This is a genomic window from Paenibacillus sp. FSL E2-0178, assembly GCF_038593005.1.
GTDB classification, from domain to species: Bacteria; Bacillota; Bacilli; order Paenibacillales; family Paenibacillaceae; genus Paenibacillus_AQ; species Paenibacillus_AQ phytohabitans.
Window position 1 is genome coordinate 913,854 of the sequence record NZ_CP151953.1, and the last position, 24,573, is coordinate 938,426.

The window sequence follows — 24,573 nt, forward strand, 5'->3', positions numbered from 1 at the left end:
GTAAATTTCATCCGAGCACAAAAGCTTTTCTAACCAGTCTACAGTAACTTCAGGCACTACTGCAACTGAGCTGTGTTTTGTTGTTGACATTGTCCTGTAATTATCATTTAATGGTTTGGACCTTTCCTTACTTTACAGACAACCCTGGAGGATTTCATCATGGCCAAACCTTTCTTTCCGCGGCTGCAGGGAAACAGCCGGGGCTGCTTAACCTTTGAGCCCTTTTTCCTGATTCCCTACAGCATGTTCTCCACCTATGCCACGCTTTATATGTACGAACTGGGACTGACGGAGCTGAACATCGGCTGGATTACCACCATCGGACTGATCGTCCAGGTATTCTCTTCATTAATCAGCGGATATTTAACGGACCGTCTGGGACGCAAGCGGGCTATTTTATATTTTGACCTGCTTAGCTGGAGCCTGGCCACCCTGTTATGGGCCGCATCACAGAATCTGTGGTTTTTTGCGGCAGCTGCGGTCATTAACGGCTTCCAGCGTGTTCCGCATATTGCTTTTTATTGCCTGATTGTCGAAGACACCCGGCCCTCTGACCGGACGTATGTCTTCACCCTGCTGCAGATTATCGGTGTCATCGGAGGGTTGTTTGCACCGCTGGGCGGTCTGCTTGTACACCAGTACGGCATGATTCAGGGAATGCGTATGATGTATGTGCTCGCGTTTCTGTTCATGACCTTCCAGTTCGTCGGCCGCCAGCTAACGACCCGCGAAACCGAAGCCGGAATAAGGAAACGTCAGGAAACACGTGAACTTGGACTGCGGGAAATTATGGTCGAATATGGCGGCGCCTTCCGTGAGCTGTGGGTGGAGCGCAATCTGCTGCTGATCTTCGGCGTATACATCCTGTTCAACTTTCAGGCCACGCTGAAGAGCACCTATCTGTCGCTATATCTGGCTGATTATCTGCACATAGATAGCGGTATCCTTTCTCTGTTTCCCGCAGTCTCCTCTATAATCATGCTGCTGACCCTATGGCTGCTTATGCCCAAAATCCCGGACCAGAGCGCCCACCGCTCCATGATGGCCGGCTTCGGACTCTCTGCGCTGTCCAATGCCATGCTGGTGTTATATCCTTCGTCCAGCCTCTTGTGGATCGGACTCAGCACCATACTGGCAGCCGTGGGACTGATGATCAGTTCCCCTTATCTGGAGGCTGCCGTACAGAACGCCATCGATGACGATAAGCGGGCCAAAGTATTTTCCACGCTGTCTGTGCTGATCCTGCTGTTCACTGCACCTGCGGGCATCATCGGCGGCTGGGCGTACAAGCTCGATCCGCGAATCCCGCTATGGCTGGTTACAGCTGCGTTCGTCCTCTCTTACGCCCTGCTGCATCTGTACCGCAGACGGACTGCGCGGAATCACAATTCTCCGCAGCAGCTTTCACAATAAACCAGGACAGGGATGTCCCTCAGACCATTTATGGCCTGGAGGACATCCCTGTTTCTATTTTACGGCTATGACGTTGAAGAATCCGACTTGATCCGTTCCTTCTCCAGCACCTCTTTGAGGTCATCCTGGATACGGCGGTTCCACAGCGGAACACCGGAGCGGTAAGCCGCCCGGCCGGTCAGGTGGGCTGACAACGGTGAAGTCATAAATACGAAGACGATCCCCAGCAGCAGCTTCGCGCTGATGAAATCCAGGAAAAAAGCAAAGTAGAGAAACGCCCCGGTGAGCACACACAATACACCAAGCGTAGCGCTTTTGGCAGCAGCATGTGATCTTAAATAGACATCCGGCAGACGGATCAGCCCCACAGAGCTGACAGCACTGAGCAGTGCACCAGTCAGGATAAGCAATACGAACAGCAATTCAACGGCCGTCTTGATCATTTCCATATTCAAACACCACTCCCCTTTCGATATATCTGGCCAGCGCCATCGTTCCGATGAAAGAGAGAATGCCGATCAGCAGAATGTATTCAATGAAGGCCTCAGTCTTGAACAGGATCGAGAGAACCGCCACCATCGCCAGCAGGTTGATTCCGATTGTATCGAGTGCTGCGACCCGGTCAGGCAGCGAGGGTCCTTTGACCAGCCTCCAGGCGCAAATCGCAATCGATATGACCATGATCGAAAGTGACAGCATGAGTATAAAATGAATCATGAACGGGTCACCTCCAGAATCGCTCGTTCGAACGTATTGCGGATATTCGCGCCGAACTGTTCCACATCCTGTATATCCATCGCATGAATGTATAACGTCCGGTTATCTTTGGATACCTCCAGCACCACAGAGCCCGGAGTCAGGCAGAGCAGTGTAATCAGCACGGCAACCTCCCAGTCCGACTCCAGCTCCGTATGGTACATTAGGATGGCCGGGCGGATGTTGAGGTTCGGCCGAAGCACCGCCTTGACCACGATATAGCTGGATACAACCAGTTCCCGCAGCAGCAGGCCAGCCAGCTTCACAATAGCCCATACCTTGCCAAGATACAGCCGCCCGTCGAAGAAACGCCGCATAGCCATAAGAACGGCAATACCCAGCACATACCCGACAATGAAGCCGGAGGCCGTCCAGTCATTATTCAGGAACATCCACAAGAACGCTATCATGAGATTTAATAATATTTGAAAGGCCATCTTCATCTACTCCTTCATGACAGCGTTAATGTACACAGCGTTAATGTACTCTGCGGGATCAGCCAGCACGGCCCCGGCTTGGGCCACAAGCCCGTTCACCGTTTCGGCGCCGACCCCCATCATGATGATGAGGACAAACAGCACGGCGGCCGGTGCCATCATTGCTTTGTAGCGCAGCGGATGGACTTCTTCCTCGCTTCTTTCACCACCCCAGAACACTTCCTGGAACACTTTGATCAGCGAATAGAGCACAACGAAACTTGAAGCCAGTGCAATAAGTGCAAGAGCGACATGCTGCTCCCCGAAGCCACTGCGGACCATCATCACTTTCCCCGCGAAACCGCTAAGCGGCGGAACGCCCACCAGCGCCAGAGTCAGGATGAAAAACATCCAGCCCGTCCATGGATACCGGCGGATCAGGCCGCCCATTTGCCGTAGCTGCTCCGTTCCTGACGCTGCAATAATCATACCGCCCAGGAAGAACAGCAGCGCCTTGGCAATCATGTCGTGCATCAGATAGAACACTACCCCGTTGAATGAATCCTGGGTTGCCACCGATATGCCAAAGGCAATAAAGCCTACGCTAATCACAATATTGTAATTAAAAATCCGGCTCAGATCATTGTAAGCCAGCGCGCCGACAGCTCCAAGAATCATTGTTGCTCCGGCCATCCAGCCGATCAGCGTATGTGTCAGCCCCGGATCATGAACAAAAATCAGGGAGAATGTTCGTGTGATGGCATACAGACCAACTTTGGTCAATAAGGCACCGAACAGTGCCCTTACAGCCAGGGGAGGAGCACTGTATGAATCCGGCAGCCAGAAGAACAGCAGCAGACCGGCTTTGAGCGAGAAGACCAGCAGCAGCAGTACAGCAATTACATTCATGACACCGCCCTGCCCCGCCTCCGCTACACGGACCGCCAGATGCGCCATGTTAAGCGTACCTGTCGCAGCGTACAGATAAGCAATTGCCGCTACGAACAAGCTGGAGGAGATCACATTGACAAGAATATATTTCAGTGTCTCCCGCAGCTGAACCCGGGTTCCGCCCAGAACAATCATCGCATAGGAGGCAACCAGCAATACCTCGAAGCATACGAACAGGTTAAACAGGTCTCCCGTAAGGAAGGAGCCGAACACACCGGTCAGCAGGAAGTGGAAGAAGGTATAGTAGTAGAACCGCTCCCGCTGTTCCCCGATGCTTGCGAAGGAAAAGAACAGGCAGGCCGCGCCAACAACCGCCGTGGTTAATACCAGCAATGCCGCAAACATATCAGCAACGAAGACGATGCCGTAGGGCGGCAGCCACCCTCCCATGTACAGCGTTTGAATCCCGTTTGTATTCACCTGGTACACAATAATTATCGCAACAGCAATATTGACAAATACACTGATTGCACTGATTATACGCTGCAGGTTAATTCTTTCTTTCAGAAAAATGAGGATTACCGCTGTAAAAGCCGGAATCAGCAAAGGCAGTACCAGCAGATTGTTCATGGTCTCTCCCCCTTGCTTCCTTCCACATCATCCATGCCTGCCGAGCGGTATGCCCGGTAAGCCAGCACGATGAAGAACGCGGATACCCCAAAGCTGATTACAATCGAAGTAAGGATAAGCGCCTGCGGCAGCGGATCGACATAACTGTCCGCTTTCTCGCCAAGCAGCGGTGAAGCACCAGTCTTAAGTCCCGCCATGGTCAGCAGCAGCAGATGAACACCGTGAGTCAGCAGTGTTGTCCCCAGAAGGATGCGGAGCAGGCTTTTGGATAAGACCAGGTATACACCTACGGTAAACAAGACGCCGATCGCCAGGGCAATAAGGATCTCCATCAGTTATCCCTCCCGATCGTAAAGATGATATTCATGGTAACACCGATCACTGACAGGTATACGCCCAGATCGAACAGTGTTGCTGTAGTAAGCTCGGTCTTGCCCATCACCGGCAGCTCGAAATAGCCGAAGGTCTGGGTCAGGAACGGAACATCGAATACAAAGGAACCTATCCCTGTGAGAAAAGCTATAGAAATTCCGGCCGCAATTAACTTACGGTAATCGACAGGCAGCACCTTCTCTACAAACTCTGTACCGAACGCAATCGAGAGCAGCACGAGCCCGGCTGCAGCCATCAATGCGCCGATAAATCCGCCGCCCGGATGGTTGTGTCCGGCAAAGAACAAATACACAGAGAAGGTAATAATAATCACGAAGGCCACTTTGGCCACAGACTGCAGCAGCACATCATTACTGCGCGCATAACGCGGCTTGTTATCGTCCGGCACATCTCTGACCAGATTAGGCTTGCTGCCCGGTTCAAGCTGCAGCTTAATCATTGAATAGATAGCCAGCGAGGCCAGACCAAGCACCGTAATCTCAAACATGGTATCAAAGCCGCGGAAATCCACCAGCAGCACGTTGACTATATTCTTGCCGCCGCCGAGGGTATAGCTGTTCTCCACGTAGTAGCTTGAGATGGACTCGAACGGACTGCTTCCAAGCGCCGCCAGTGCGACAAGTGTCATCGTTGCCCCGAATCCTACGGCGATGATCAGCTTCGGGATCTTCACGCGGAATTTGACCTTCTCCCGCTTCAGTCGGGGCAAATGCCGGAAGCAGAGCAGGAACAGCGTCACCGACACCACTTCGACGATCATCTGCGTAAGCGCCAGATCGGGTGCACGGAACAAGATGAAGAGCAATGTCACCATATACCCTACCATTCCCGTTAACAGAATTGCCGCAATCCTGGACTTGGCGAACGGAATCGCGAGCGCACCTGTCAGCATGACCAGCACGGCCACGACTTCAAAGAAGGTGACCGGAGCATACTGCCCTTGGCCAAACGTTATTCCGTCTGCGTACAGCAATGAACCGCCAACTACAACAATAATCAAGGTGAAAATATACATCAGATAATGGCGCATGGAGCCTGTCATATATAGCCCTGTCACCGAACGGGACACCCGCTCCACCAGCCGGATACTGCCATCGTATACCTGGTTCAGTGTGTACCCGCTGCGCCATTCCTTATCGACCAGACTTAACCGGCCATACACACGGTATACGACAATTCCCAGCAGGATCACACCCAGAGTCATCCACACTTCAGCTGTGAAGCCATGCCAGAAATAAATGTTCACATAAAAAGGCGAGCTTGCCGCAAGCTGCGGATGAATAGCATTCATTCCCGGCACAATCAGTGTCTTGGACAGGATGTTCGGGAACAGTCCGGTGATAACAGCCAGCAGTGCCAGGAGAATCGGAGGAAGCAGCAGCCCAAACGGTGCTTCATGCGGCTTCTTATCCAGCTTCTCGGGCTGGTATTTACCGAAGAAGGTATGGAAAACCATAATCATGCTGTATGCAAAGGTAAATATGCTTGCAATCCAGGCCAGCACCGGAAAGATCGTGAAGAAAGATTGCGGGCTGAGGATATCCAGCTGTCTGATATTCAGTACAGCCGTGAAGAACATTTCCTTGCTCAGAAATCCGGCAAACGGCGGGAGGCCTGCCATGGAGAAGCTGCCGATCAGCGCTACCGTGAAGGTCACCGGCATCAGTGACACCAGTCCTCCCAGCTTGCGCAGATCACGTGTATTCGTCTCATGGTCGACAATCCCGACCACCATAAACAGCGAACCTTTGAATATGGCATGATTAATTAAATGAAAGAGGGCAGCCGTTGTTGCGGCGGTAAAGAACACAGCCTCTTCGCCCGTATAGAATGAAGCTGCCGATCCCATTCCCAGTAATCCCATAATCAGCCCCAGCTGGCTGATTGTAGAATAGGCTAACAGAGCCTTCAGGTCCGTCTGCTTCATCGCCTGGATCGATCCATAGATCAAGGTGATCAGGCCGACGCCCGACACAATCCAAAACCACTCATGTTGCCCCGCAAACACCGGGCTGAAACGCGCGACCAGATACAGTCCTGCTTTGACCATCGTAGCCGAGTGCAGATAAGCGCTGACCGGGGTCGGTGCTTCCATCGCATCCGGCAGCCAGATATGGAACGGAAACTGGGCCGATTTGGTGAAAGCCCCCAGCAGAATCAGAATCATCGACGGTATGAACAGCGGCTGTCCGCTGATGTCCCCGGCCTGGCTCCAGATTTCGCGGATGCTGAACGTCCCGGTCATGCCGTACAGCATCAGGAAACCTGCGAACATCGCCAGGCCGCCGAAGACCGTGATCAGCATCGACTTCAGTGCGCCGTAGCGTGACTTCTGTCTGCGGTGCCAATAAGCAATCAGGAGGAAGGAGGATACACTTGTCAATTCCCAGAAGCCGTACAGGACCATCAGGTTATCAGACAGCACCACCCCGAGCATTGCGCCCATAAAGATCAGGAGATACACATAAAACGGAGTCAATTCTTCCTTGCGTTTGTCCAGATAATAAATCGAGTAGAAGATGACCAGCATCCCCATTCCCGTAATTAACAAGGCGAACAGCAAACTTAATCCATCCAGATGAAATACCAGATTAATGCCAAGGGACGGAATCCAGGATACAGTCTCATATCCGGAATCCCCTCCCTTAATGACAGGAATCCGGGTCAAGAAATAAATGAACAACGCCAGCGGTCCGGCAAGTACAAGCCAACCTCGATGGAGCCTGGCCATCCGCCCGCGTAGAAGCGCTATCATTAGGGCCAGCAGAAACGGAACTAGTACGGTTATATGCAGCAAAGGCAAGCCTCCTTTTCCACTCTACAAAATAAGTTGTGAACAATGGTACTTACTTCTGGAAGTAACAACGATTATAAGGGATCGCTTAGTGTCCCCTCGCAGATATGCAAATATCTCGCTTTACCATCTTGCTCAATTCTGAACAAGCCATTCTCAAATTCCGTGTGCAATTCGTGAAAAAACTTCCCTTTGATGAAATCCTGACCTTCCGGCTCATCGCTGAGCTGATAAACGCCCTCATTCTTCACCAGATAGGAGATTACACCTTCTTCATGCGTCTCTTCAAGACCGGCGCGCATCCGCTGCACTGCCACAACATGCAGATCCATCATCTTCATTTTGCTGATCAGCTCATTGACAAAATTGCGCTTGGTCAGCTCCTGCCACAGTGTCTGGGCGGATTGTCCGATAATAATCTGCGTGACATCCTTCTCTTCTGCCGCTTCAACGATTACATCCGTTGTCTTGCGGCCCCGGCGTTTGCGGACCATAAACTCTGCTCCGGCCTCCTCGGCCAGACGCTTCCAGACCGCCATGAACATTTCTTTGCTCTGATTGTATTCATCACTATCCGAACTATCCACATTGAGCACATAGAGCGGTGCCCCCAGCATCTCAGACAGCTCGACTCCACGCCGGATTAAACGCTCCCCGTGCGGACCATAATGAACGCATACCATAATTTTTTCCTTGTGAATGACCTTCGCCCTCCTGTAACATGGGCAAGAAATACAAAAGGAGCCTACTGGCGTTAGGCCCCTTTCTGTTGTTTCAAACCCTAAAAATTATACTTAAATTATATCTATTCCGATACTGTTTGTAAAGTTTACGGACAAGGATATGACAACATTGAAACATAATTACCATTATATTGAAGCCTAAATCAGTCCTTTCCCAAGCTATATCTGGCATCGCATGTAAGGTTCATAGAATTTCTTAATGACCACCCCAAAAATAATTGATTGGTAAATTGATGTTAGGTTTTATAGAATTCTTTTAAATTAAAAATAATTCCGGGGCTGCCCGAATCCACTATCAGACAGGGAGTGCTAGCTAAAGTGTCCATCGTTCATTCCGTTACTTCAGAAATTACTAACCAGGCTGTACAATATGTTCATCAGATCTACGCGGAGGTCCAGCAGCGCGACCCGCAGGAGCCCGAATTTCATCAGGCGGTCAAGGAGTTCCTGGATTGTCTCGTGCCTGTCCTGGCCCGTCATCCGCAATATATGAAGCATGGGATTCTCGAACGGCTGGTTGAACCCGAGCGCAGCATATCCTTCCGCGTGCCCTGGGTCGATGATGCCGGCAAGGTCCGGGTCAACCGCGGTTTCCGCGTTCAATACAGCAGCGCCATCGGCCCTTACAAAGGCGGACTCCGCTTCCATCCATCCGTTTATCTTGGCATTATCAAGTTCCTGGGCTTCGAGCAGATTTTCAAAAATGCCCTGACCGGCCTGCCCATGGGCGGCGGCAAAGGCGGCAGTGATTTCGATCCCAAGGATAAATCCGATCAGGAAGTTATGCGCTTCACCCAAAGCTTCATGACGGAACTGTACCGCCACATCGGCCAGGATACGGATGTTCCCGCAGGGGATATTGGTGTCGGCGCACGCGAGATCGGCTATATGTTCGGACAATATAAACGGATTCACGGAGGACATGCGGCCGGGGTTCTCACCGGAAAAGGGCTGCTGTATGGCGGAAGTCTGGCGCGTAAGGAGGCAACCGGTTACGGCTGTGTATACTTCGTGCAGGAAATGCTGTCATCGACACGGGGAACCAGCTTCGAGGGCAGTCGGGTAGTTATCTCGGGATCAGGAAACGTCTCTATTTATGCTATCGAGAAGGCTCAGCAGCTGGGAGCTCTTGTTATCGCGTGCAGTGATTCGAACGGATACATTCATGATCCGCAAGGCATCAACCTCGCTACTGTCAAAAGACTGAAGGAAACCGAACGCCTGCGCATCAGCGAATACGTGAAGGAGCATCCGCATGCACAATATATTGAAGGCTGCAGCGGAATCTGGAGTCTGCCTTGCGACATCGCCCTGCCTTGTGCCACCCAGAATGAGCTTGATCTGGCATCCGCCCGGACGCTGATCCTGAATGGAGTCCAAGCCATCGGTGAAGGGGCTAATATGCCGACGACAATTGAAGCGGTAGAATTGTTCCTTGAGAATAATGTATTGTTCGCTCCGGCCAAAGCGGCTAATGCGGGCGGTGTAGCTGTCTCGGGACTTGAAATGAGCCAGAACAGCATGCGGCTGGCCTGGAGCTTCGAAGAGGTCGATGCCAAGCTGCAGGAGATTATGAAGAATATCTACCGTAGAACGGTACAGGCGGCAGAGGAATACGGGGTGGCCGGTAACCTGGTGGCTGGAGCTAACATCGCCGGTTTCCTGAAGGTTGCCGACACTATGCTGGCGCAGGGGATTGTGTAATAAGCAGCAGATCAACGGCGGGCGCAACAGCCTTGGTTAATACAAGCGAGTAGCTTGGACTACCCGGAAAGATGCGTTGCTATACGTATAGAACTTCCCTGTAGAGCTAGGCCTGAATCTATTCTTGAATGTATTGTTGAATGTATTATTGTACGTAGTGCAACATAGATTCACTGATACTGGGGAATTTGTAAGGATTGTTGTATGAAATACAACAATTGTCCCTTTTGCCGCGTGAATGCGTGGGAAATGCTGCTTTTTATACAACAATTCTTGATTAGACCCGATATTATGAGGGAAATGTTGTATTTCGTGCAGGATTTCAGTATGACGATTAAGTCCAGCTTATTTAGTGACCGCATTTGTCCGGTTACTTCCACTCACTATGAATCAGAGGTACTTCTACCTCTGATTTTTTTTGATTCCAGCAGAACCTGCAGAAGGGGTGTCTCAATAGCCATGCAATGGCTGCTTGAGACACCCCTCGTTTTTTGAGTAAGCAATACTTAAGTTTGCGGTGAGAACGCTCCGCGAACGGACCGTTGTTCCAATTGCTGTGCTTTTTAAGCAGGATCAGGGTTTCCCCCGGGCGAGCCCCGGCCGGATCATCGTCATCACAGCAGCCGGCTGCTCGCACCAGCATGCCCGTTGCGCACTCTTCGCCAGACTACAGCAGCTCGCGCCGCAGCGTCTCTGCCGATTTAGGGGACAGATGGCCGAGCGGAATATCGAATACCGTCTTGGCACCCTTATGGCCTTCATGCTTCAGGCGGACAGCTGCGCGGGCATAGGCTACCAGCACGCTGGCCGTAAATTCAGGATTACTGTCCAGCTTCAGCCCGAATTCGGCAATCTGCTTGCTTCCGCCGCCGGTTATACCGCTACGGATAACGAAGCCGCCATGCGGCATGCCGGAATGCTTCGCAGCAAGCTCTTCCTCCGAAATGAAGTTGACCGTTGTATCATAATCGGCAAAATAATTCGGCATCTCCACAATGCTCCGGGTAATAGCCTCATGGTCCGCCCCTTCTTCCGCCACCACGAAACATTCGCGGCGGTGCTTCTCGCGGGTAGTCAGCTGCGGGGTCTCTCCGCCCCGGATACTGTCAATGACCTCCTGGACAGGAACGGTATATTGCACGCCTGCCTTCACACCGGGAACGCGGCGGATCGCATCCGAATGCCCTTGGCTGACCCCTGTGCCCCAGAAGGTATAATCCTCACCTTCCGGCAGGATGGACTGCATCAGCAGACGGTTCATGGAGAACATTCCTGGGTCCCAGCCCGTTGAGATCACACTGACTGTCCCGCCGCCTTGGGCTGCCTTATCCACTTCAGTGAAGAAGTCAGGAATTTTGGCATGGGTGTCAAAGCTGTCCACTGTATTAAACAATCTGGCCAGCTGCGGAGTCTGCTCCGGCAGGTCTGTTGCTGATCCGCCGCACAGAATCATTACGTCAATTTTGCCTATGTATTGCTCGGCTGCGGATATATGCTCTGTGACTGTTCCTGTGATCTCCGCCAGCTGCTGCGGGTCTCTGCGGGTAAAAATAGCTGCAAGCTCCATATCCGGATTTTGTTCAATCGCCTGCTGTACCCCTTTGCCCAAATTCCCGTAACCGACAATCCCAACTCTGATGTTTGAAGTCATGTTTAATATAGTCCTCCCTTGCCGGTTATCCCGGAGATATGAATCCTTTAAATTATAAGTATATATACATTACACGAAATGTAAACATTTAAGAGTATATAAATTGAATTTTCCCGGACTTGTCCTTTCCTCGTTCTTCACTTACAATGAGTCCAATTGATAATCATTCTTAATGATGGGGTGGAAAATGAAGATGCCAGCTGTGATCTCTCATACGTATGGAGACAGTCATTACATACAAACACCGGACGGGCGTCAGCTCCATTACATGGAGAACGGAGCCGGTCCGGTAACTGTGGTATTCGAATCGGGCATGGGCATGTCCCGCTCTGCCTGGGGGCTGGTGCAGCCGGTAGTCGCCAGATACGCGCGGGCTGTCGTCTACGACAGGGCGGGCAGCGGAAAGAGCGACGTGGACCGCGCCCCAAGGACCCTCAGCAGAATGGCTGATGATCTCATGTGCTTATTGAGCCGCTTGGGAGCGGGCCCCTTCATTCTCGTCGGACACAGCTGGGGCGGCCCCGTTGTCCGCACAGCAGCTTCCCGGAACCCTGGCATCATCCGGGGACTCGTTCTGGTCGATCCGACAGACGAGCATTGCGGACTCTATTTCGAGGAAGCTTCCGTGAAGCATTTTGCCAAGATGAATACTCTTCTTCCGCTGCTTGCCGGAACCGGATTATACAAGCTGATGGGAAGCAAGCCGGGCAAGGTGCTGCCAGCGGATGTCTACAAGGAACAGCGGCAGGAGGATTTCACTATGCGGGCAGCTCATACCATGGTTGCTGAGGGAGCAGCCTTCCTGGAGGATTTACGCGCACTTCTGGCGCATCCGCTGAGGCTGGAAGGCATAGAGGTATCCGTGCTCTCCGGAACGCTAATCACCCGGATGGAACGGAATTTCCGGCCGGCGCTTCATGCAGCACATAAGCAGACGGCAGCAGGATTGGCACACAGCCGCCTGGTCGAAGCCCGGCAATCCGGTCATATGATCATGTACAGCGAGCCCGGACTGGTCGCAGATGAGATCAGACGGATGATCGATTAGTCCGGGTTTACCGCTCCCTGTTCACCACATAATTCATTAAATGCTTCAGGAAGGTGATATTACGCGGGATCCCGCGCAGTGCCTCATTGGCCTTGCAATAGTGATCCCACATCTCTTTACTGGCCCCTTCTTGGCCAAGAATCGAGACAAAATTCGAATTATTGTTAACAGCATCATTGCCGACAGGCTTGCCAAGAACATGCATATCCCCTTCCACATCAAGCAAATCATCCTTAATCTGAAAAGCAATGCCCATATGATAAGCAATTTTTTGGAGTGCAGCGATCTCCGTATCGCTAACCTCAGCCAGCATGGCCGGCATGACCAGACACGCCTCAAAGGCCACTCCTGTTTTGTAAAAGCACACATTATTCAGCTGCTCCAGCGTCAATGTTCTGCCTTTTGCATCCAAATCCATCGCCTGGCCCATACACATCTCCTCTGCCTTCCGGGCCGAATAACGGATCAAGGCAAGCACAGTCTCCGCCTTAAAGCGGTCAAGCGAGGCTTGCTCCCCAATCGCCTTCTGGATCAGATACAGACCGGTTAACTCCGCAACTGCACTGCTGTGAATCTCATGCAGGGTCGTGCGCCCTCTGCGGGTAGAGGCATTATCCTGGGAAGGCAGATCATCGAAGATCAGGGAGGCGGTATGCATGTATTCAAGCGAGCGGAGAAGCGGAATTATAGCTGCTGGCTCCAAGCCGTATTCTTTCACACCCATCACCCAGGTTAGAATCGGACGCACCCGCTTGCCGTCACCCTCCAGACTGTAATTGGCCGCATCGATCAGCTGCTCCTTCATGGCCGGAAGCTCCTGTGGCTTAGCGAAGAGCAGTTCGTCATTGATTAGACTGCGGACACTTTTAAACGTAGCGAAGAACTCCTTCTGCTCTCTGGCATCCTTCTTCAAGTGCTCAATCATCCGGTCCCGCAGCAGCTTATCAAAAAAATCCACATCATCCGCTTTGTCTACCATCATCTGGATGAGCCTGTTAAACTCCGGGTTGCCTGCTGCAAAAATCCTCATCGTCTCATTATACTTTTCCGTCCCGACACGTTCTTTATAACGTTTCAACCCGTTAATTGCCCGGTCAAGAATAACCTCGCGGGCCTTGGCATCGGAATGATATACATTGTGGATCAGATTGGAGATCACCGCCCAGTATAATTCAAAGGGATTCATCAGATCCGGCTTTTGCTCATGATATTTCAAATAATAGGTATACGGTGTAACGGCTCCATCACGCATATCCTCGGTCATATCCGCGAAATCATCGGCAAGCTGATTGTAGAGGCCAAAAAAGAAAGTCCGCTCCTCAAATCCCTCATCCGCAGGCGCACTAATCACCGAACGCGCAATGAGCCGGGATGACGATGACTTCAAGATAACGGGGATGTACAGATCCTCGTTAGTATAATCTCCCCTGGTGAGTACCTTGACACGGTCCATATCCTGAGCCTGAAAAAAGACATAAGACTGTCCGAAAAAGATATGCTGTGTCTCCGGATGCTGCTGCTGCTTAATATACTCGAATGCCTCAGACAGTTCCGAATGAATATACTTGATCAGCTCCATGTTCTCCCCGGACCAATCCCCAAGTACCGGCACAACTCCTGTGAGCAGTGCTGAACGAATCAGCTCAGAGTATTGCTCTTTCTCTTGAAGCGTCAGTATCCGAGAATCCAGCAGATCGTCAACGAAAGGATACGTCAGTCCATAGGAATAGCCAAGCCTGATCGCTTCATTCAATCTGCGGGACCGTTCCACAGGCGCAGTATCATCGTCCAGCTCTTCGATAACATGCAGAATAACGCCAACGATAATCTTGATCAGCTTGCGCTGGGCATGCTCCGCGTTCATTCCCTCCGGTATATGGGCAGCTACAGATCTTAATTTGGCAAACACCCAGATCACTGCAGCTTCTATCCCTTCCTTCTGGGCCCAGCGGTATACCCCATCCAGATTCATGAAATCCGGCACTTCTCCGCTGCCTGAGCGGGCTGACTTCAGCAGATGCTGGTTCAGTTCAGCGATGGTTCTCCTGATCCGTTTCTGTGTATCTGGAGAATCCGGCGCCTTACCCAGATCCCTCATATAAATGTAGGAGACGCTCCGGTCCAGATAATCATCCAGCTTCTTCGTGTAATTCAGCCATTGGATGTAGCGGTAATAATCTTGGGTGTCCGGCTTTTTCTTTCCGGGTGACCACAAGGACAACACGGAGAAGCGCCGGATATGCTTCTTTTTCCACTCATGGATATCCGCCGTCAACGCCGTCACATAAGATTGGCTCTTCAGCTGATCATGGAGTGAGCTTAAGTAGCGGGCGGCCTTCTGCTCAGCCAATTGATAACCCGTTTGGGGATGATCTCTGACAGTTTCATTCATTGGATGCACAACCTTAGCTTCATATTGGTTTATCATGCTGTATGGGGGTCTTTGAACAAATGGGGATCCTGCTTTTTATCCTTATACGAACAAGTGGCTGCATGGTTACGAAATCAAGTTAAGGATTGACAAACGGGCAATAAACAATTAAAGTTTTAACAGTTACATCATTGATAATGATTATCAATTTCATAAATTTATCATTGAAAGGGAGATTGTCAGAAATGAAGAAATTGTTGTTACCTCTACTCATCCTTACCCTCCTGCTACTAAGTGCCTGCGGCAATAATGCAAGCAACAGTGCAAGCAACAGCACGGCAGCTGCCACAGCTACACCGGCACCCGAAGCCAGCGCAACTGCAAGTGCTGACAACAGCAGCACAGATACCATTACGTATGAGTCCGAAACCGGACCTATCGAAGTTCCCGCCAATCCCCAGCGTGTTGTAGTTCTTGCAGGGTACGCAGGTAACCTGCTCGCTCTGGATGTCCCCCTCGCCGGAGTGGATTCCTATATCAAAGCAAATCCGAATTTCCAGGATCAATTGAAGGATGTCGCCGAAGTCTCCGAGGAGAATGTGGAGAGTATTCTGAATCTCAAACCGGACTTAATTATTGCTTCGTCAGACACCAAGAATCTGGACAAGATGAAACAAATCGCACCGGTGGTTACCTATACATACAACAAAGTGGATTATCTGACCCAGATCCTGGAGATCGGCAAAGCGGTTAACCAGGAGCAGAAAGCCGCTGACTGGATTGCTGATTTCAAGGCACGTGCCCAGGCCGCCGGTGAAGAAATCAAAGCCAAAATCGGTGCGGATAGCACGATCTCGGTTATTGAAGGGGATTCCAAGAATCTGTACACTTTCGGCAGCGCCTGGGGACGCGGTACAGAAATAATCTATCAGGCCATGGGGCTGAAGATGCCGGATAAAGTGAAGGAAATGACAGCCAAAGACGGATACTTCAATTTGTCACTGGAAATCCTGCCGGATTATATGGGAGATTACGTTATTTACAGCAAAGACCCTGCCGGGGATGCTTCCTTCCAGGACACTTCCACTTACAAGGATATCCCGGCCGTCAAAAATAATCATGTCTACGAAATAGATGCTACATCTTTCTATTTCAACGATGCTCTGTCGCTTGACTATCAGCTTGATTTCATTTCCAAATCACTGCTGGGAAATTAATTATTATTTAGGAAACCAGCCAGGTTGAAACCGAAAAAAAGGAGCGCAAATCGCGTTCTTTTTTTTCGCAAATTGATAAGGAACGGATGGTCGAAATGGAGAAACAGTCTCCGCAAAAGCCGATAAACTCAACTTTTGTGCTTAAGCTGCTCGTCAGCATGATTTTATTTGTGATTGTATTTGCCGTGGCGGTCAGGCTCGGTGCCAAAAATGTTTCACTGGCGGATATTTGGAGCGCCATCAGCAACCCGAAGGCTACGGGTGGTGATATCTCTACCATCCGTGAACTGCGGCTCCCCCGCGAAGTCGGCGGGATTCTGGTAGGCGCCGCCCTTGCTGTTGCCGGGGCAATCATGCAGGGACTAACCCGAAATCCGCTTGCCGACCCGGGGTTGCTTGGTTTGACGGCAGGTGCCAATGCTGCACTTGCGGTATCCTTTGCCTTCATCCCCTCCATCGGATACTACGGAATCATGATCGCCTGTTTCATCGGCGCAGCCTGTGGCGTGATGCTGGTGTTCGGCATCGCTGCACTCCGGAGGCAGAATATGTCGCCTCTGCGGATGGTGCTGGCCGGTTCTGCCGTATCAGCTCTGCTGACCGCTGTAGCCGAAGGAATCAGCCTTCAATTCAAGATCTCTAAAAATGTATCGATGTGGACATCCGGCGGGTTGATTGGCACCACCTGGGGCCAGATTACAGCAATTGCCCCTATTATTATCATTTGCCTCATCGTTTCCATTCTGTTGTCCCGTCAGCTGACAATCCTTAGTCTGAACGAAGGAACAGCTGTAAGTCTTGGGCTCAAGACGACTCAGGTTAAGATTGCATTGTACATATTAATCACACTGCTCGCAGGCGCTGCTGTTGCTCTTGTCGGCAACATCGCTTTCGTCGGCCTGATGATCCCCCATCTCGTGCGGGTATTTGCCGGGACAGATTACCGCGCCATTCTGCCGCTGTCCGCCATTGCCGGCGCCACCTTTATGGTGTTCGCCGACACACTCGGACGGATGATTGACGTCCCGTTCGAAACGCCAGTCGCCGCGATCGTGGCTGTGCTGGGCCTGCCGTTCTTCCTGTTCATTGTCCGTAAAGGAGTGCGATCCTTCTCATGAAACCAGCCCGGCTGTATCGTAATCAACCGCTTGTCGTATCGCTGCTTATGCTTCTTATCCTGGCCACCATCGTTATCGGAATAGGGATAGGATCTTCCCCGGTGTCTTACGGGAGACTGATTCCGACAATCCTCGGGCACGGTTCTTTCGAGGATAATTTTGTACTGTTCTCCATCCGTCTCCCCCGGATACTGATTACGCTGCTCGCAGGTATGGCGCTTGCTTTATCCGGTGCTATTCTGCAGGGCATTACGCGCAATGAGCTGGCTGATCCGGGAATTATAGGCATTAATGCCGGGGCCGGGGTCGGGGTTACCGTCTTTTTCATTTTTGCATCCATTGACGCCGGGTCCTTCATATATATGATTCCGCTTGCAGCATTCGCCGGAGCCCTGGTAACCGCTGTACTCATCTATGCTTTCTCCTACACCCGCACCGATGGCGTTCAGCCGATCAGGCTGGTCATCACCGGAGTCGGGTTCTCCATGGCGCTCTCCGGCGTGATGATCGTACTCATCTCTTCGGTGGACCGGACCAAGGTGGACTTCATCTCCAAATGGCTGGCCGGTAATGTGTGGGGTACAGACTGGCCTTTCGTTCTCGCCCTGCTGCCTTGGCTGATCATTCTGGTCCCTTATGTGCTATACAAATCCAGAACACTGAATTTGCTTGCTTTGAACGAGCCTACTGCTATCGGGGCAGGTGTGGCGGTCTCCAGAGACCGGGTCCTCCTTATGCTGGCGGCGGTTGCACTGGCGGCATCGGCTGTTTCGATGACCGGCGGCATCGCCTTTGTCGGCCTGATGGCTCCGCATATTGCCAGAGCCCTGGTAGGAGCACGGCATCAGCAATTCGTGCCGGTATCCATATTAATCGGCGGCTGGCTGCTGCTGCTGGCGGATACGATTGGCCGTAACCTGACCCAGCCTGACGGTATCGCTGCCGGGATCATGGTTGCATTTATCGGCGCTCCTTATTTCCTGTATCTTCTATTGAAGAAAGAAGGGTAGTACTGACGCAAACTCTCCGCGTAAGCCCACTCCATAGACTAACGCCCTACATACTATATTGGGACCTGACTGCATACATGCAGTTAAATTGTTAGCTCAAAAGGAGCTGGAATCAGTGAAATCAGGAACGAGACTTACCGGGCGGGTTATCTATAAAGGTGATCCGGGCTATGAAACGGCACGCAAAAATTGGGATCCGCATACGGACAGATTCCCGAAGGTATTTGTCTTTGCACAGAAAACGCAGGATGTAGCCAACGCCATCCGCTGGGCCAACGAGAATAACATCCCTATCCGGCCAAGAAGCGGCCGGCACTCGCTGGAGGTCAATCTGTCCCAGGTCAACGGAGGCATTGTCATCGATGTAAGTGAACTGAAGAGCATCAAGCTCAATAAAAAATCGGGAACTGCAGTTGTGGGGACCGGAAATACGGTGGGAAGAATCGCCCATACGCTTGCGCGGCAGGGATACATGGCCCCTTTTGGGGATAGCCCCACTGTCGGAATCGGGGGCATTACACTAGGCGGGGGAATTGGGCCGCTTCAGCGGACCGTAGGTCTGGTCAGTGATAATCTGATTGAGCTTGAAATGGTGGATGCCAAAGGCAGAATTATTATCGCCAATAAGAACAGCAACGCCGATCTCCTCTGGGCTTCCCGCGGGGGTGGCGGAGGTAATTTTGGAGTCTGCACCCGTTATAAGTTCAAAGTGCGTCCCGCGCCGGCCACGGCGACCGTCTTCCGCATCACCTGGCCCTGGAACCAGTTCGAGAAGGTACTCAAAGCCTGGCAGCGCTGGGCTCCTTCCGTTAACACCAGACTGGGCAGCGAGCTATCCATTGGTCCCAAAAAGGGCGGTAATGTCAGCATGCTGGGCCTGTTCCTCGGATCAAAAGCGGAGGCGGTCCGCCTCTTAAAGCCCATTACGGACGTAGGGACGCCCACGAATCAATTGATCCGCTCATTACCTTATCCCAAAGTAGTGAGTTTCCTGCTGGCTCCCGATCCGGTGCAGACCCAAAGATTCAGCAACCAGTTCTCCAGCGGTTTCGGAAGAAAACCTTTCCCGGACACAGCGATTAAATCTATGCGTGAGTTCCTTGAGAACGTGGAGGGCGAGTTCGCAGGGTTCTATTTCCTCAACTGGGGCGGGGCTGTAAGCCGTAAATCACCCAGATCTACCGCCTTCTACTGGCGTAAAGCGAAATTCTATGTAGAGTGGAACAGTTCATGGGTCAAGAAATCGGATGCTGCCAAAAATATTGCCATAGTGCGGAATACACGCCGGAAGCTGCAGCCGTTCATCGTGGGAAGCTATATTAATGTTCCGGACCAGGGGATCAAACATTCCGGACCGGTCTATTATGGAGCGAACTATCCCCGGTTACGGAGAGTCAAAGCCAAATATGATCCCGGAAATGTATTCAACAATCCGCAAAGCATTCCTCCGGCCCGTAAAGTATAAGAATAAGATTACGCTGAACATAAAGAGGCCCGCATGTATCCACGCGGGCCTCCTTCTTATGGTTGCAGCCTTTTACTGTCCGGAATTAGCCAGGAATTCATCAATCTGCCGCTGAACTTCTGCGATGATGGTATCAATTCCAGCTTCCTTCACCTGTGCCTGAAGCTTGGCCAGTCCGCCGTCCACATCCTTCACTGAACCGTATTCCAGCGGAATGCCATATTGCAGCATCACATTACCGACATTAGCTACCTCGGTCTTCACTTTGCTGTTATCGAAGACAAAGGTCTCCAGCGGATAGTGGTAAACCTCAGCTTCCCATTTGTCGGTCAGCGCATTGCCTTCGTCAGGGAAGGAGGCGTTGTCCCGGTTCAATGGGGAGTTAAAGCCCCAGTTGGAGAATCCGGTATAGTTAGCATTTTTCTCTGCATTCGTATATTTATCATCGCCAACCGGATTATAATGCACAGCCGTAATGCCGTTCATCATCAGATCATGCAGTTCCTTGTCATTTTGCAGCAGATCAATCACCATCAGTGAACGTTCCGGGTTCTTGGTCGTAGCGTGAATGGAGACCCCGTTCTGGGTGGAGACAGCCACAGACTTCTTCTTGTCCGGTGTAATATCAGCCAGAGCCAGCTCATACGGTGAATTTTTCTCGCGCATATCTGTCATTAAAGCCCCAAGTGTGCCAAGATTGTGTGTGATGGATGCTGTCTTGCCTGCACGGAACTCCTGCTGGTGATCCAGCTTGCTGTTGAGTGCGCTCTTCGACCAGGCGTTGTGATCCGCAAGATCTTTATAATAGTAGACAAGCTCTTTGAATTCCGGAGTTTCATATACATTGAATACCTTACCGGCCGGATCTGTCAGCTTGAAGCCAATCGGCAGATCAAAGTCGAACATGTTCCATTCATTCTGCTGCTTCAGCAGGACCCGGTCCAGATTGTGCAGCTTCCAGTCCCCTGTCTCCGGTACGAACGGAGTGACACCCTGCTCCTTCTCGGAGACCGTCTTGAGATAAGTAGCATACGCCTCCGGGCTGTTGATCTCCGGCAGATTATATTTCTTGCGCAGGTCCTCCCGGTACAGGATCAGCTTCTCAATCGTTTCCCCGCGGTTCTGAGGCACCATATAGAGCTTGCCGTTCACCTTCGCCTGACCCCAGCCCACCTCCGGCATGGCTTCCCAGGTCATCGGCGCGTATTTCTGCAGCAATTCGTCGGTCAGCTCAAGAAACCCGCCTTTGAGGGCCTGATCATTATAGCCTGCCCAGTTGGCAGAGTAGATGAGGTCAAAATTCTCATTCGCCGCCAGCTTGAGCGGATATTTCTGCGCCCAATCCGACCAGTCCAGGAACTCGGCTTCCAGCGTAGCGTTAACTTTCTCCTTCAGCTTCTTGTTGATCTCTCCAAATACCAGGTCATAGTCGACCGGCTTAGGTCCTACAAAAATCATCTTCAGTGTTACGGGCTGGGACGTATCCACTGTGCCGGAATCTCCGGCTGGGCTGGCATTCGTCCCTGCAGCTTCTGTCGCGGCTGCCGAAGCCTGCGGCTCCGCCGTGCTTCCTCCGGCATTACCGTTGTTATTGCCGCATGCAGCAAGCAGAGAGATCATCAGTATACCGGACATTAGTGTTAATCTTTTTTTCTTATTCAATTAAATTTCCCCCTTGCGTATGTGTAATCGCTTACAATTACAGTATAATAAAAAATTCAAGCCCGTCTAATGTAGGCAGTCAACGATTATACATACTTTTGCAACGACTTTTTGGGCGGAAGTGCAATAAATGATGAATATCACCGCTCTGTTTATTTAAACAACCCAAAGAGACGGCATTATCTTTAGCAGCCCTTATAAGGCTGTTAAGACAATGCCGTCTCAAACCATATGGTGCTATATCAGGTTCAGCTGCTTATTTCTCAAGAAATCCTGTAGAGGGATTCGTAATGAAGAAGCCTTCTTGGGGAACATAGAAATACTGAATCCAGACACCGTCGAGCAGCGGTTGACGTGTATCCAGCACAATCTCGATACCTTTATCCGTGGCAATGACTTCATCATGCTCAGTCGGTGTATCAAGAGCAACATCATAGTGGCCGTGATTGCCGTGATCCTGAGTAATAATGACGCGGATCTTCTTGCCTTCCGCTTCAGGAGTGTTCAGCATATCCTTCAGAACCTTTGCAGCATTGCGGTTAACTTTAACTTTCATCCTCTAGCGACCTCTATTCTTTGTAATTTACAATAAGAAATTCATTATAACATAATATAAGGTGCTATATATAATTCAGCAATAAATTGCGCCAGCTGTTGGTGCAGCAAAAAGAGAGCCGGCCTGGGCTCTCTCCTGTTTTCTTCCATTTGCTTATACTGGCTGGAATTAATCTTACTTCGCTGTATACAGCTTAGTCTTCATCAGGGCTTCAAGGAAGGAGAACTTGCTGAATGCAGTCCCGCCTTGTGCCAGCGGATCAACCAGATTGACAAATACATTGCCGCCCTTCACAGCTTTCAGGCTCTTCCAGATGGCGTTCTTCTGCAGCTCTTCCAGTGCCTTAGGATTGTCTTTGTTCTCATCCGCCGAGAACTGTACAAAGATGTAATCCGGGTTGATTGCGGCAAAGGATTCCAGGGAAATATTCTGCTGGGCTTTGACCTGCTGTACTTCCTTCGGCACAGTTGCGCCCAGATCGGCATACAGGGAGCGGTTAAAGAATACGTCCTGCGGATAGAGGAACAGGCTGCCTGAGCGGATGCGCAGAGCAATGACCTTCTTGTCCTTGAGCTTCGGTGCAAGCTTCACTTTGGCTTCCTTCAGTTCCTTCTGGTATTTCAAAATCGCAGTGGTCGCTTCCTTCTGTTTGCCCGTAAGTGCTGCGAGCAGCTTCAGGTTGTCCATCCAATCGGTGGCGATATGCGATACTGGAATGGTTGTCGCGATCTTCGCCAGCTTCTCATTGGTCTCCGCCGGGAACTTCGTGCTGCTGAGGATAATATCCGGTTTGAGCTTCAGGATCGCTTCCAGGTCAGGTTCTGCCTTTTCCCCGATCGCTGTTACGCCGCTTGTTATTTTGGAAAAGATTGAAGGGAACTCACCACCGACAGTCAGTGCTCCCTTGGGTTTGAAATTGAGTACCAGTGCGTCTTCCAGCGCCTCTACTGCACCGGTAATGACAATATTATTGGTTTTGACCGGAACGGTGTATACCTTGCCTTTATAGGTAATCTTTTGCGTTGCCTGTGCGGCTTCCGCAACGCCTACAGGTACGACATTTACACCTGCGGCAGAAACGATACCCAGCGCCATAACACCAGCAAGTACCAAACCTGTTATTCTCTTAATCATAGCCTGCTACCACTCTCCATCATTTATTAATAATGATAATCATTATCACCATTACTAATATAATAGATTCATCTCCCCTTTTTGAACATGGATTATTGTCGTTAAAACCATGGACGATCTGCGTAAAGTGAATATTCCCTTAACTATTCTTTACGAATGAGTCCGCCCCTTCAGATTAAACGATAAACCTAATCCGGCTATGGCTACTACGGTCAGGCTCCAAAAAGCGGCATGGAATCCCTGCATCATATTCACCGGGAAGGTGAAAGAACTGTAATTCATCGTAATCGTCATTATGGCTATCAGCAGAACCCCTCCCATAGAGCTGGCTAACGAGCGGATCGAAATCGTCATTGGAGAGGCATGTGCAATCATCCTGGGAGATACACTTGCCATCGCATAGGCGGTAACAGGGGTCATAATAAACCCGATTCCCACCATTAGAAATACATAGAGCACAGCGAGTATAAGTATGGATGAATCCTGGGATAACATAAGCGAGATTAGCAAAGCTACCCCGGCAATGAGGGTAAACCCGCCGCGAAGCACCAGCCTCACTCCATAGCGGTCATATATTTTTCCGGAGATTACACTGGTACCCCCCAGCAGCAGCGCACCCGGCAGCAGCATCAGACCTGACTCCCTTGGCGTCAGCCCCCGGACATTCTGCACATATAACGGAATCAGCAGCTCAGCACCCACCATTACAATGAACATCAGCACCCCAATAATTGTGGCGAGGCTAAAGCTCCTGCTCTTGAACAGCCTGAAATCCAGCAATGGAACGGTAAGCTTCAGCTGACGCCTGATAAATAGAATTATGAACAATATCCCGCTTAGGATAACGGCCCCTGCCCATACCCGCGAGGCACTTTGATCTCCTGCCAGATTAACACCGTATAACAGACCGGCAAATCCGGTTGTTGAACATAGAATAGATATGTAGTCCAGCTTCTCCCGGTGTCTCTCCCCCACATTCTGCAGACTGAACGCAGCGAGCAGCAGATTGGCTATCACTACAGGCAGCAATGCATAGAAGAGAATCCGCCAGGAGTGATCCTGAACGACTAATCCTGACAGGGTCGGACCCAGCGCCGGAGCAAGGCCCATTACCAATCCGATTAACCCCATAGCCGAGCCTATCTTCCCCTTCGGGAACACCCTAAGAATCGTTGTCTGGAACAGAGGCATCAGCAGTCCTGCGCCCAAGCCCTGAATAATACGCCCGCTCAGAATCAAGATAAAGTCCGGGGATATTCCCGCGACCAGTGTACCTGCTGCAAAGGCACTTGCCGAAGTGAAGAATAAACCTCTTGTCGTGAATCTTCCGATTAAAAATCCGGCAACAGGCACCGTTATGCCTGCAGTCAGATAGTATACAGTAATCAGCCACTGGGCCCTGCCTTCATTAATCCCCAAATCCAGCATCATTCTGGGCAATGCCGTATTCAGCATCGTCTGCATCAGCTGCCCGAGGAAATTCGCGATGACCAGCGAAGATACGATTAATCCGGGTCTGCTTTTCATTCCGTCTCCACCTGTCTCTCTTGTTATAAAATATATTAAAGATATACTAAGTCCTTAATAAAAGCGGACTACGC

At 51.0% G+C, this 24,573-nt stretch carries 20 protein-coding genes; 7 read left to right on the plus strand and 13 right to left on the minus strand.

Features of this window, described 5'->3' with window-relative positions:
• Positions 1–159: 159 nt before the first annotated feature.
• Complete coding sequence (locus MHI42_RS03880) at positions 160–1,413, plus strand: MFS transporter (protein WP_342422817.1); 1,254 nt, start codon at positions 160–162, stop codon at positions 1,411–1,413.
• A 65-nt stretch (positions 1,414–1,478) separates the two neighbouring features.
• On the opposite strand, the gene mnhG is transcribed toward MHI42_RS03880, so the two are convergent.
• The 7 genes from mnhG to MHI42_RS03915 all read right to left on the minus strand — a co-directional run bounded on the left by mnhG (position 1,479) and on the right by MHI42_RS03915 (position 7,976).
• The gene (gene mnhG, locus MHI42_RS03885; RefSeq protein WP_342424683.1) at positions 1,479–1,862 is read right to left on the minus strand and encodes a monovalent cation/H(+) antiporter subunit G; all 384 of its coding nucleotides are present in this window, start codon (positions 1,860–1,862) and stop codon (positions 1,479–1,481) included.
• Positions 1,837–2,130 (minus strand): Na(+)/H(+) antiporter subunit F1, encoded by a 294-nt coding sequence (locus MHI42_RS03890; RefSeq protein WP_039306104.1) that lies wholly within the window; start codon positions 2,128–2,130, stop codon positions 1,837–1,839. The genes mnhG and MHI42_RS03890 overlap by 26 nt, the downstream gene beginning before the upstream one ends.
• Positions 2,127–2,606, minus strand: a complete 480-nt coding sequence (locus MHI42_RS03895) for a Na+/H+ antiporter subunit E (protein ID WP_042136855.1) — start codon at positions 2,604–2,606, stop codon at positions 2,127–2,129. The genes MHI42_RS03890 and MHI42_RS03895 overlap by 4 nt, the downstream gene beginning before the upstream one ends.
• 6 nt (positions 2,607–2,612) lie before the next feature.
• A complete protein-coding gene (locus MHI42_RS03900; protein WP_342422819.1) occupies positions 2,613–4,106 on the minus strand; it encodes a Na+/H+ antiporter subunit D in 1,494 nt (497 codons plus the stop codon).
• Positions 4,103–4,438: a Na(+)/H(+) antiporter subunit C gene (locus MHI42_RS03905; RefSeq protein ID WP_039306114.1), complete on the minus strand. Its 336-nt coding sequence runs from the start codon at positions 4,436–4,438 to the stop codon at positions 4,103–4,105. The genes MHI42_RS03900 and MHI42_RS03905 overlap by 4 nt, the downstream gene beginning before the upstream one ends.
• A complete protein-coding gene (locus MHI42_RS03910) occupies positions 4,438–7,302 on the minus strand; it encodes a Na+/H+ antiporter subunit A (RefSeq protein ID WP_342422820.1) in 2,865 nt (954 codons plus the stop codon). Before MHI42_RS03910 ends, MHI42_RS03905 begins: the two co-directional genes overlap by 1 nt.
• Before the next feature lie 65 nt (positions 7,303–7,367).
• Positions 7,368–7,976, minus strand: a complete 609-nt coding sequence (locus MHI42_RS03915; protein ID WP_042136847.1) for a universal stress protein — start codon at positions 7,974–7,976, stop codon at positions 7,368–7,370.
• Between the two features lie 378 nt (positions 7,977–8,354).
• On the opposite strand from MHI42_RS03915, the gene gdhA reads away from it, so the two are divergent.
• Positions 8,355–9,740, plus strand: coding sequence for an NADP-specific glutamate dehydrogenase (gdhA, locus tag MHI42_RS03920; RefSeq protein ID WP_342422821.1), 1,386 nt, complete (start codon positions 8,355–8,357; stop codon positions 9,738–9,740).
• Between the two features lie 667 nt (positions 9,741–10,407).
• Here the strand turns inward: gdhA and MHI42_RS03925 are convergent.
• Positions 10,408–11,391, minus strand: coding sequence for a diaminopimelate dehydrogenase (locus tag MHI42_RS03925; RefSeq protein ID WP_342422822.1), 984 nt, complete (start codon positions 11,389–11,391; stop codon positions 10,408–10,410).
• A 193-nt stretch (positions 11,392–11,584) separates the two neighbouring features.
• Between MHI42_RS03925 and MHI42_RS03930 the strand changes: the two genes are divergently transcribed.
• Positions 11,585–12,439 (plus strand): alpha/beta hydrolase, encoded by an 855-nt coding sequence (locus tag MHI42_RS03930; RefSeq protein ID WP_342422823.1) that lies wholly within the window; start codon positions 11,585–11,587, stop codon positions 12,437–12,439.
• Positions 12,440–12,446: 7 nt separating this feature from the next.
• On the opposite strand, the gene MHI42_RS03935 is transcribed toward MHI42_RS03930, so the two are convergent.
• Positions 12,447–14,831, minus strand: coding sequence for a polyprenyl synthetase family protein (locus tag MHI42_RS03935; protein ID WP_342422824.1), 2,385 nt, complete (start codon positions 14,829–14,831; stop codon positions 12,447–12,449).
• Between the two features lie 224 nt (positions 14,832–15,055).
• On the opposite strand from MHI42_RS03935, the gene MHI42_RS03940 reads away from it, so the two are divergent.
• The 4 genes from MHI42_RS03940 (at position 15,056) to MHI42_RS03955 (ending at position 19,620) form a co-directional block, all read left to right on the plus strand.
• Complete coding sequence (locus MHI42_RS03940; protein WP_342422825.1) at positions 15,056–16,027, plus strand: iron-hydroxamate ABC transporter substrate-binding protein; 972 nt, start codon at positions 15,056–15,058, stop codon at positions 16,025–16,027.
• Positions 16,028–16,122: 95 nt separating this feature from the next.
• On the plus strand, positions 16,123–17,145 hold the full coding sequence (locus tag MHI42_RS03945) for an iron ABC transporter permease (protein ID WP_342422826.1): 1,023 nt from the start codon (positions 16,123–16,125) through the stop codon (positions 17,143–17,145).
• Positions 17,142–18,155: an iron ABC transporter permease gene (locus MHI42_RS03950; RefSeq protein ID WP_042136839.1), complete on the plus strand. Its 1,014-nt coding sequence runs from the start codon at positions 17,142–17,144 to the stop codon at positions 18,153–18,155. The genes MHI42_RS03945 and MHI42_RS03950 overlap by 4 nt, the downstream gene beginning before the upstream one ends.
• Positions 18,156–18,270: 115 nt before the next feature.
• Complete coding sequence (locus tag MHI42_RS03955) at positions 18,271–19,620, plus strand: FAD-binding oxidoreductase (protein WP_342422827.1); 1,350 nt, start codon at positions 18,271–18,273, stop codon at positions 19,618–19,620.
• Between the two features lie 72 nt (positions 19,621–19,692).
• Here the strand turns inward: MHI42_RS03955 and MHI42_RS03960 are convergent, their stop codons facing one another.
• The 4 genes from MHI42_RS03960 to MHI42_RS03975 form a co-directional block, all read right to left on the minus strand.
• A complete protein-coding gene (locus tag MHI42_RS03960; protein ID WP_342422828.1) occupies positions 19,693–21,282 on the minus strand; it encodes an ABC transporter substrate-binding protein in 1,590 nt (529 codons plus the stop codon).
• Positions 21,283–21,538: 256 nt separating this feature from the next.
• Entirely contained in the window at positions 21,539–21,838 is a 300-nt protein-coding gene (locus MHI42_RS03965) for an iron-sulfur cluster assembly accessory protein (protein ID WP_171719294.1), read from the minus strand.
• 174 nt (positions 21,839–22,012) lie between these two features.
• The gene (locus tag MHI42_RS03970) at positions 22,013–22,972 is read right to left on the minus strand and encodes an ABC transporter substrate-binding protein (protein ID WP_216626728.1); all 960 of its coding nucleotides are present in this window, start codon (positions 22,970–22,972) and stop codon (positions 22,013–22,015) included.
• 150 nt (positions 22,973–23,122) lie between these two features.
• Positions 23,123–24,499: a DHA2 family efflux MFS transporter permease subunit gene (locus MHI42_RS03975; protein ID WP_342422829.1), complete on the minus strand. Its 1,377-nt coding sequence runs from the start codon at positions 24,497–24,499 to the stop codon at positions 23,123–23,125.
• Positions 24,500–24,573: the final 74 nt, after the last annotated feature.

Bases quoted from the DNA above. Each gene is read 5' to 3' on its own strand.
- MHI42_RS03890 (WP_039306104.1), bottom strand. From the start codon at position 2,130: ATGATTCATTTTATACTCATGCTGTCACTTTCGATCATGGTCATATCG.
- MHI42_RS03975 (WP_342422829.1), bottom strand. From the start codon at position 24,499: ATGAAAAGCAGACCCGGATTAATCGTATCTTCGCTGGTCATCGCGAAT.
- MHI42_RS03925 (WP_342422822.1), bottom strand. From the start codon at position 11,391: ATGACTTCAAACATCAGAGTTGGGATTGTCGGTTACGGGAATTTGGGC.
- MHI42_RS03935 (WP_342422824.1), bottom strand. From the start codon at position 14,831: ATGAATGAAACTGTCAGAGATCATCCCCAAACGGGTTATCAATTGGCT.
- MHI42_RS03930 (WP_342422823.1), top strand. From the start codon at position 11,585: ATGCCAGCTGTGATCTCTCATACGTATGGAGACAGTCATTACATACAA.
- MHI42_RS03915 (WP_042136847.1), bottom strand. From the start codon at position 7,976: ATGGTATGCGTTCATTATGGTCCGCACGGGGAGCGTTTAATCCGGCGT.
- MHI42_RS03900 (WP_342422819.1), bottom strand. From the start codon at position 4,106: ATGAACAATCTGCTGGTACTGCCTTTGCTGATTCCGGCTTTTACAGCG.
- MHI42_RS03945 (WP_342422826.1), top strand. From the start codon at position 16,123: ATGGAGAAACAGTCTCCGCAAAAGCCGATAAACTCAACTTTTGTGCTT.
- MHI42_RS03940 (WP_342422825.1), top strand. From the start codon at position 15,056: ATGAAGAAATTGTTGTTACCTCTACTCATCCTTACCCTCCTGCTACTA.
- MHI42_RS03950 (WP_042136839.1), top strand. From the start codon at position 17,142: ATGAAACCAGCCCGGCTGTATCGTAATCAACCGCTTGTCGTATCGCTG.
- MHI42_RS03965 (WP_171719294.1), bottom strand. From the start codon at position 21,838: ATGAAAGTTAAAGTTAACCGCAATGCTGCAAAGGTTCTGAAGGATATG.
- MHI42_RS03970 (WP_216626728.1), bottom strand. From the start codon at position 22,972: ATGATTAAGAGAATAACAGGTTTGGTACTTGCTGGTGTTATGGCGCTG.
- MHI42_RS03905 (WP_039306114.1), bottom strand. From the start codon at position 4,438: ATGGAGATCCTTATTGCCCTGGCGATCGGCGTCTTGTTTACCGTAGGT.
- MHI42_RS03880 (WP_342422817.1), top strand. From the start codon at position 160: ATGGCCAAACCTTTCTTTCCGCGGCTGCAGGGAAACAGCCGGGGCTGC.
- MHI42_RS03895 (WP_042136855.1), bottom strand. From the start codon at position 2,606: ATGGCCTTTCAAATATTATTAAATCTCATGATAGCGTTCTTGTGGATG.
- mnhG (WP_342424683.1), bottom strand. From the start codon at position 1,862: ATGGAAATGATCAAGACGGCCGTTGAATTGCTGTTCGTATTGCTTATC.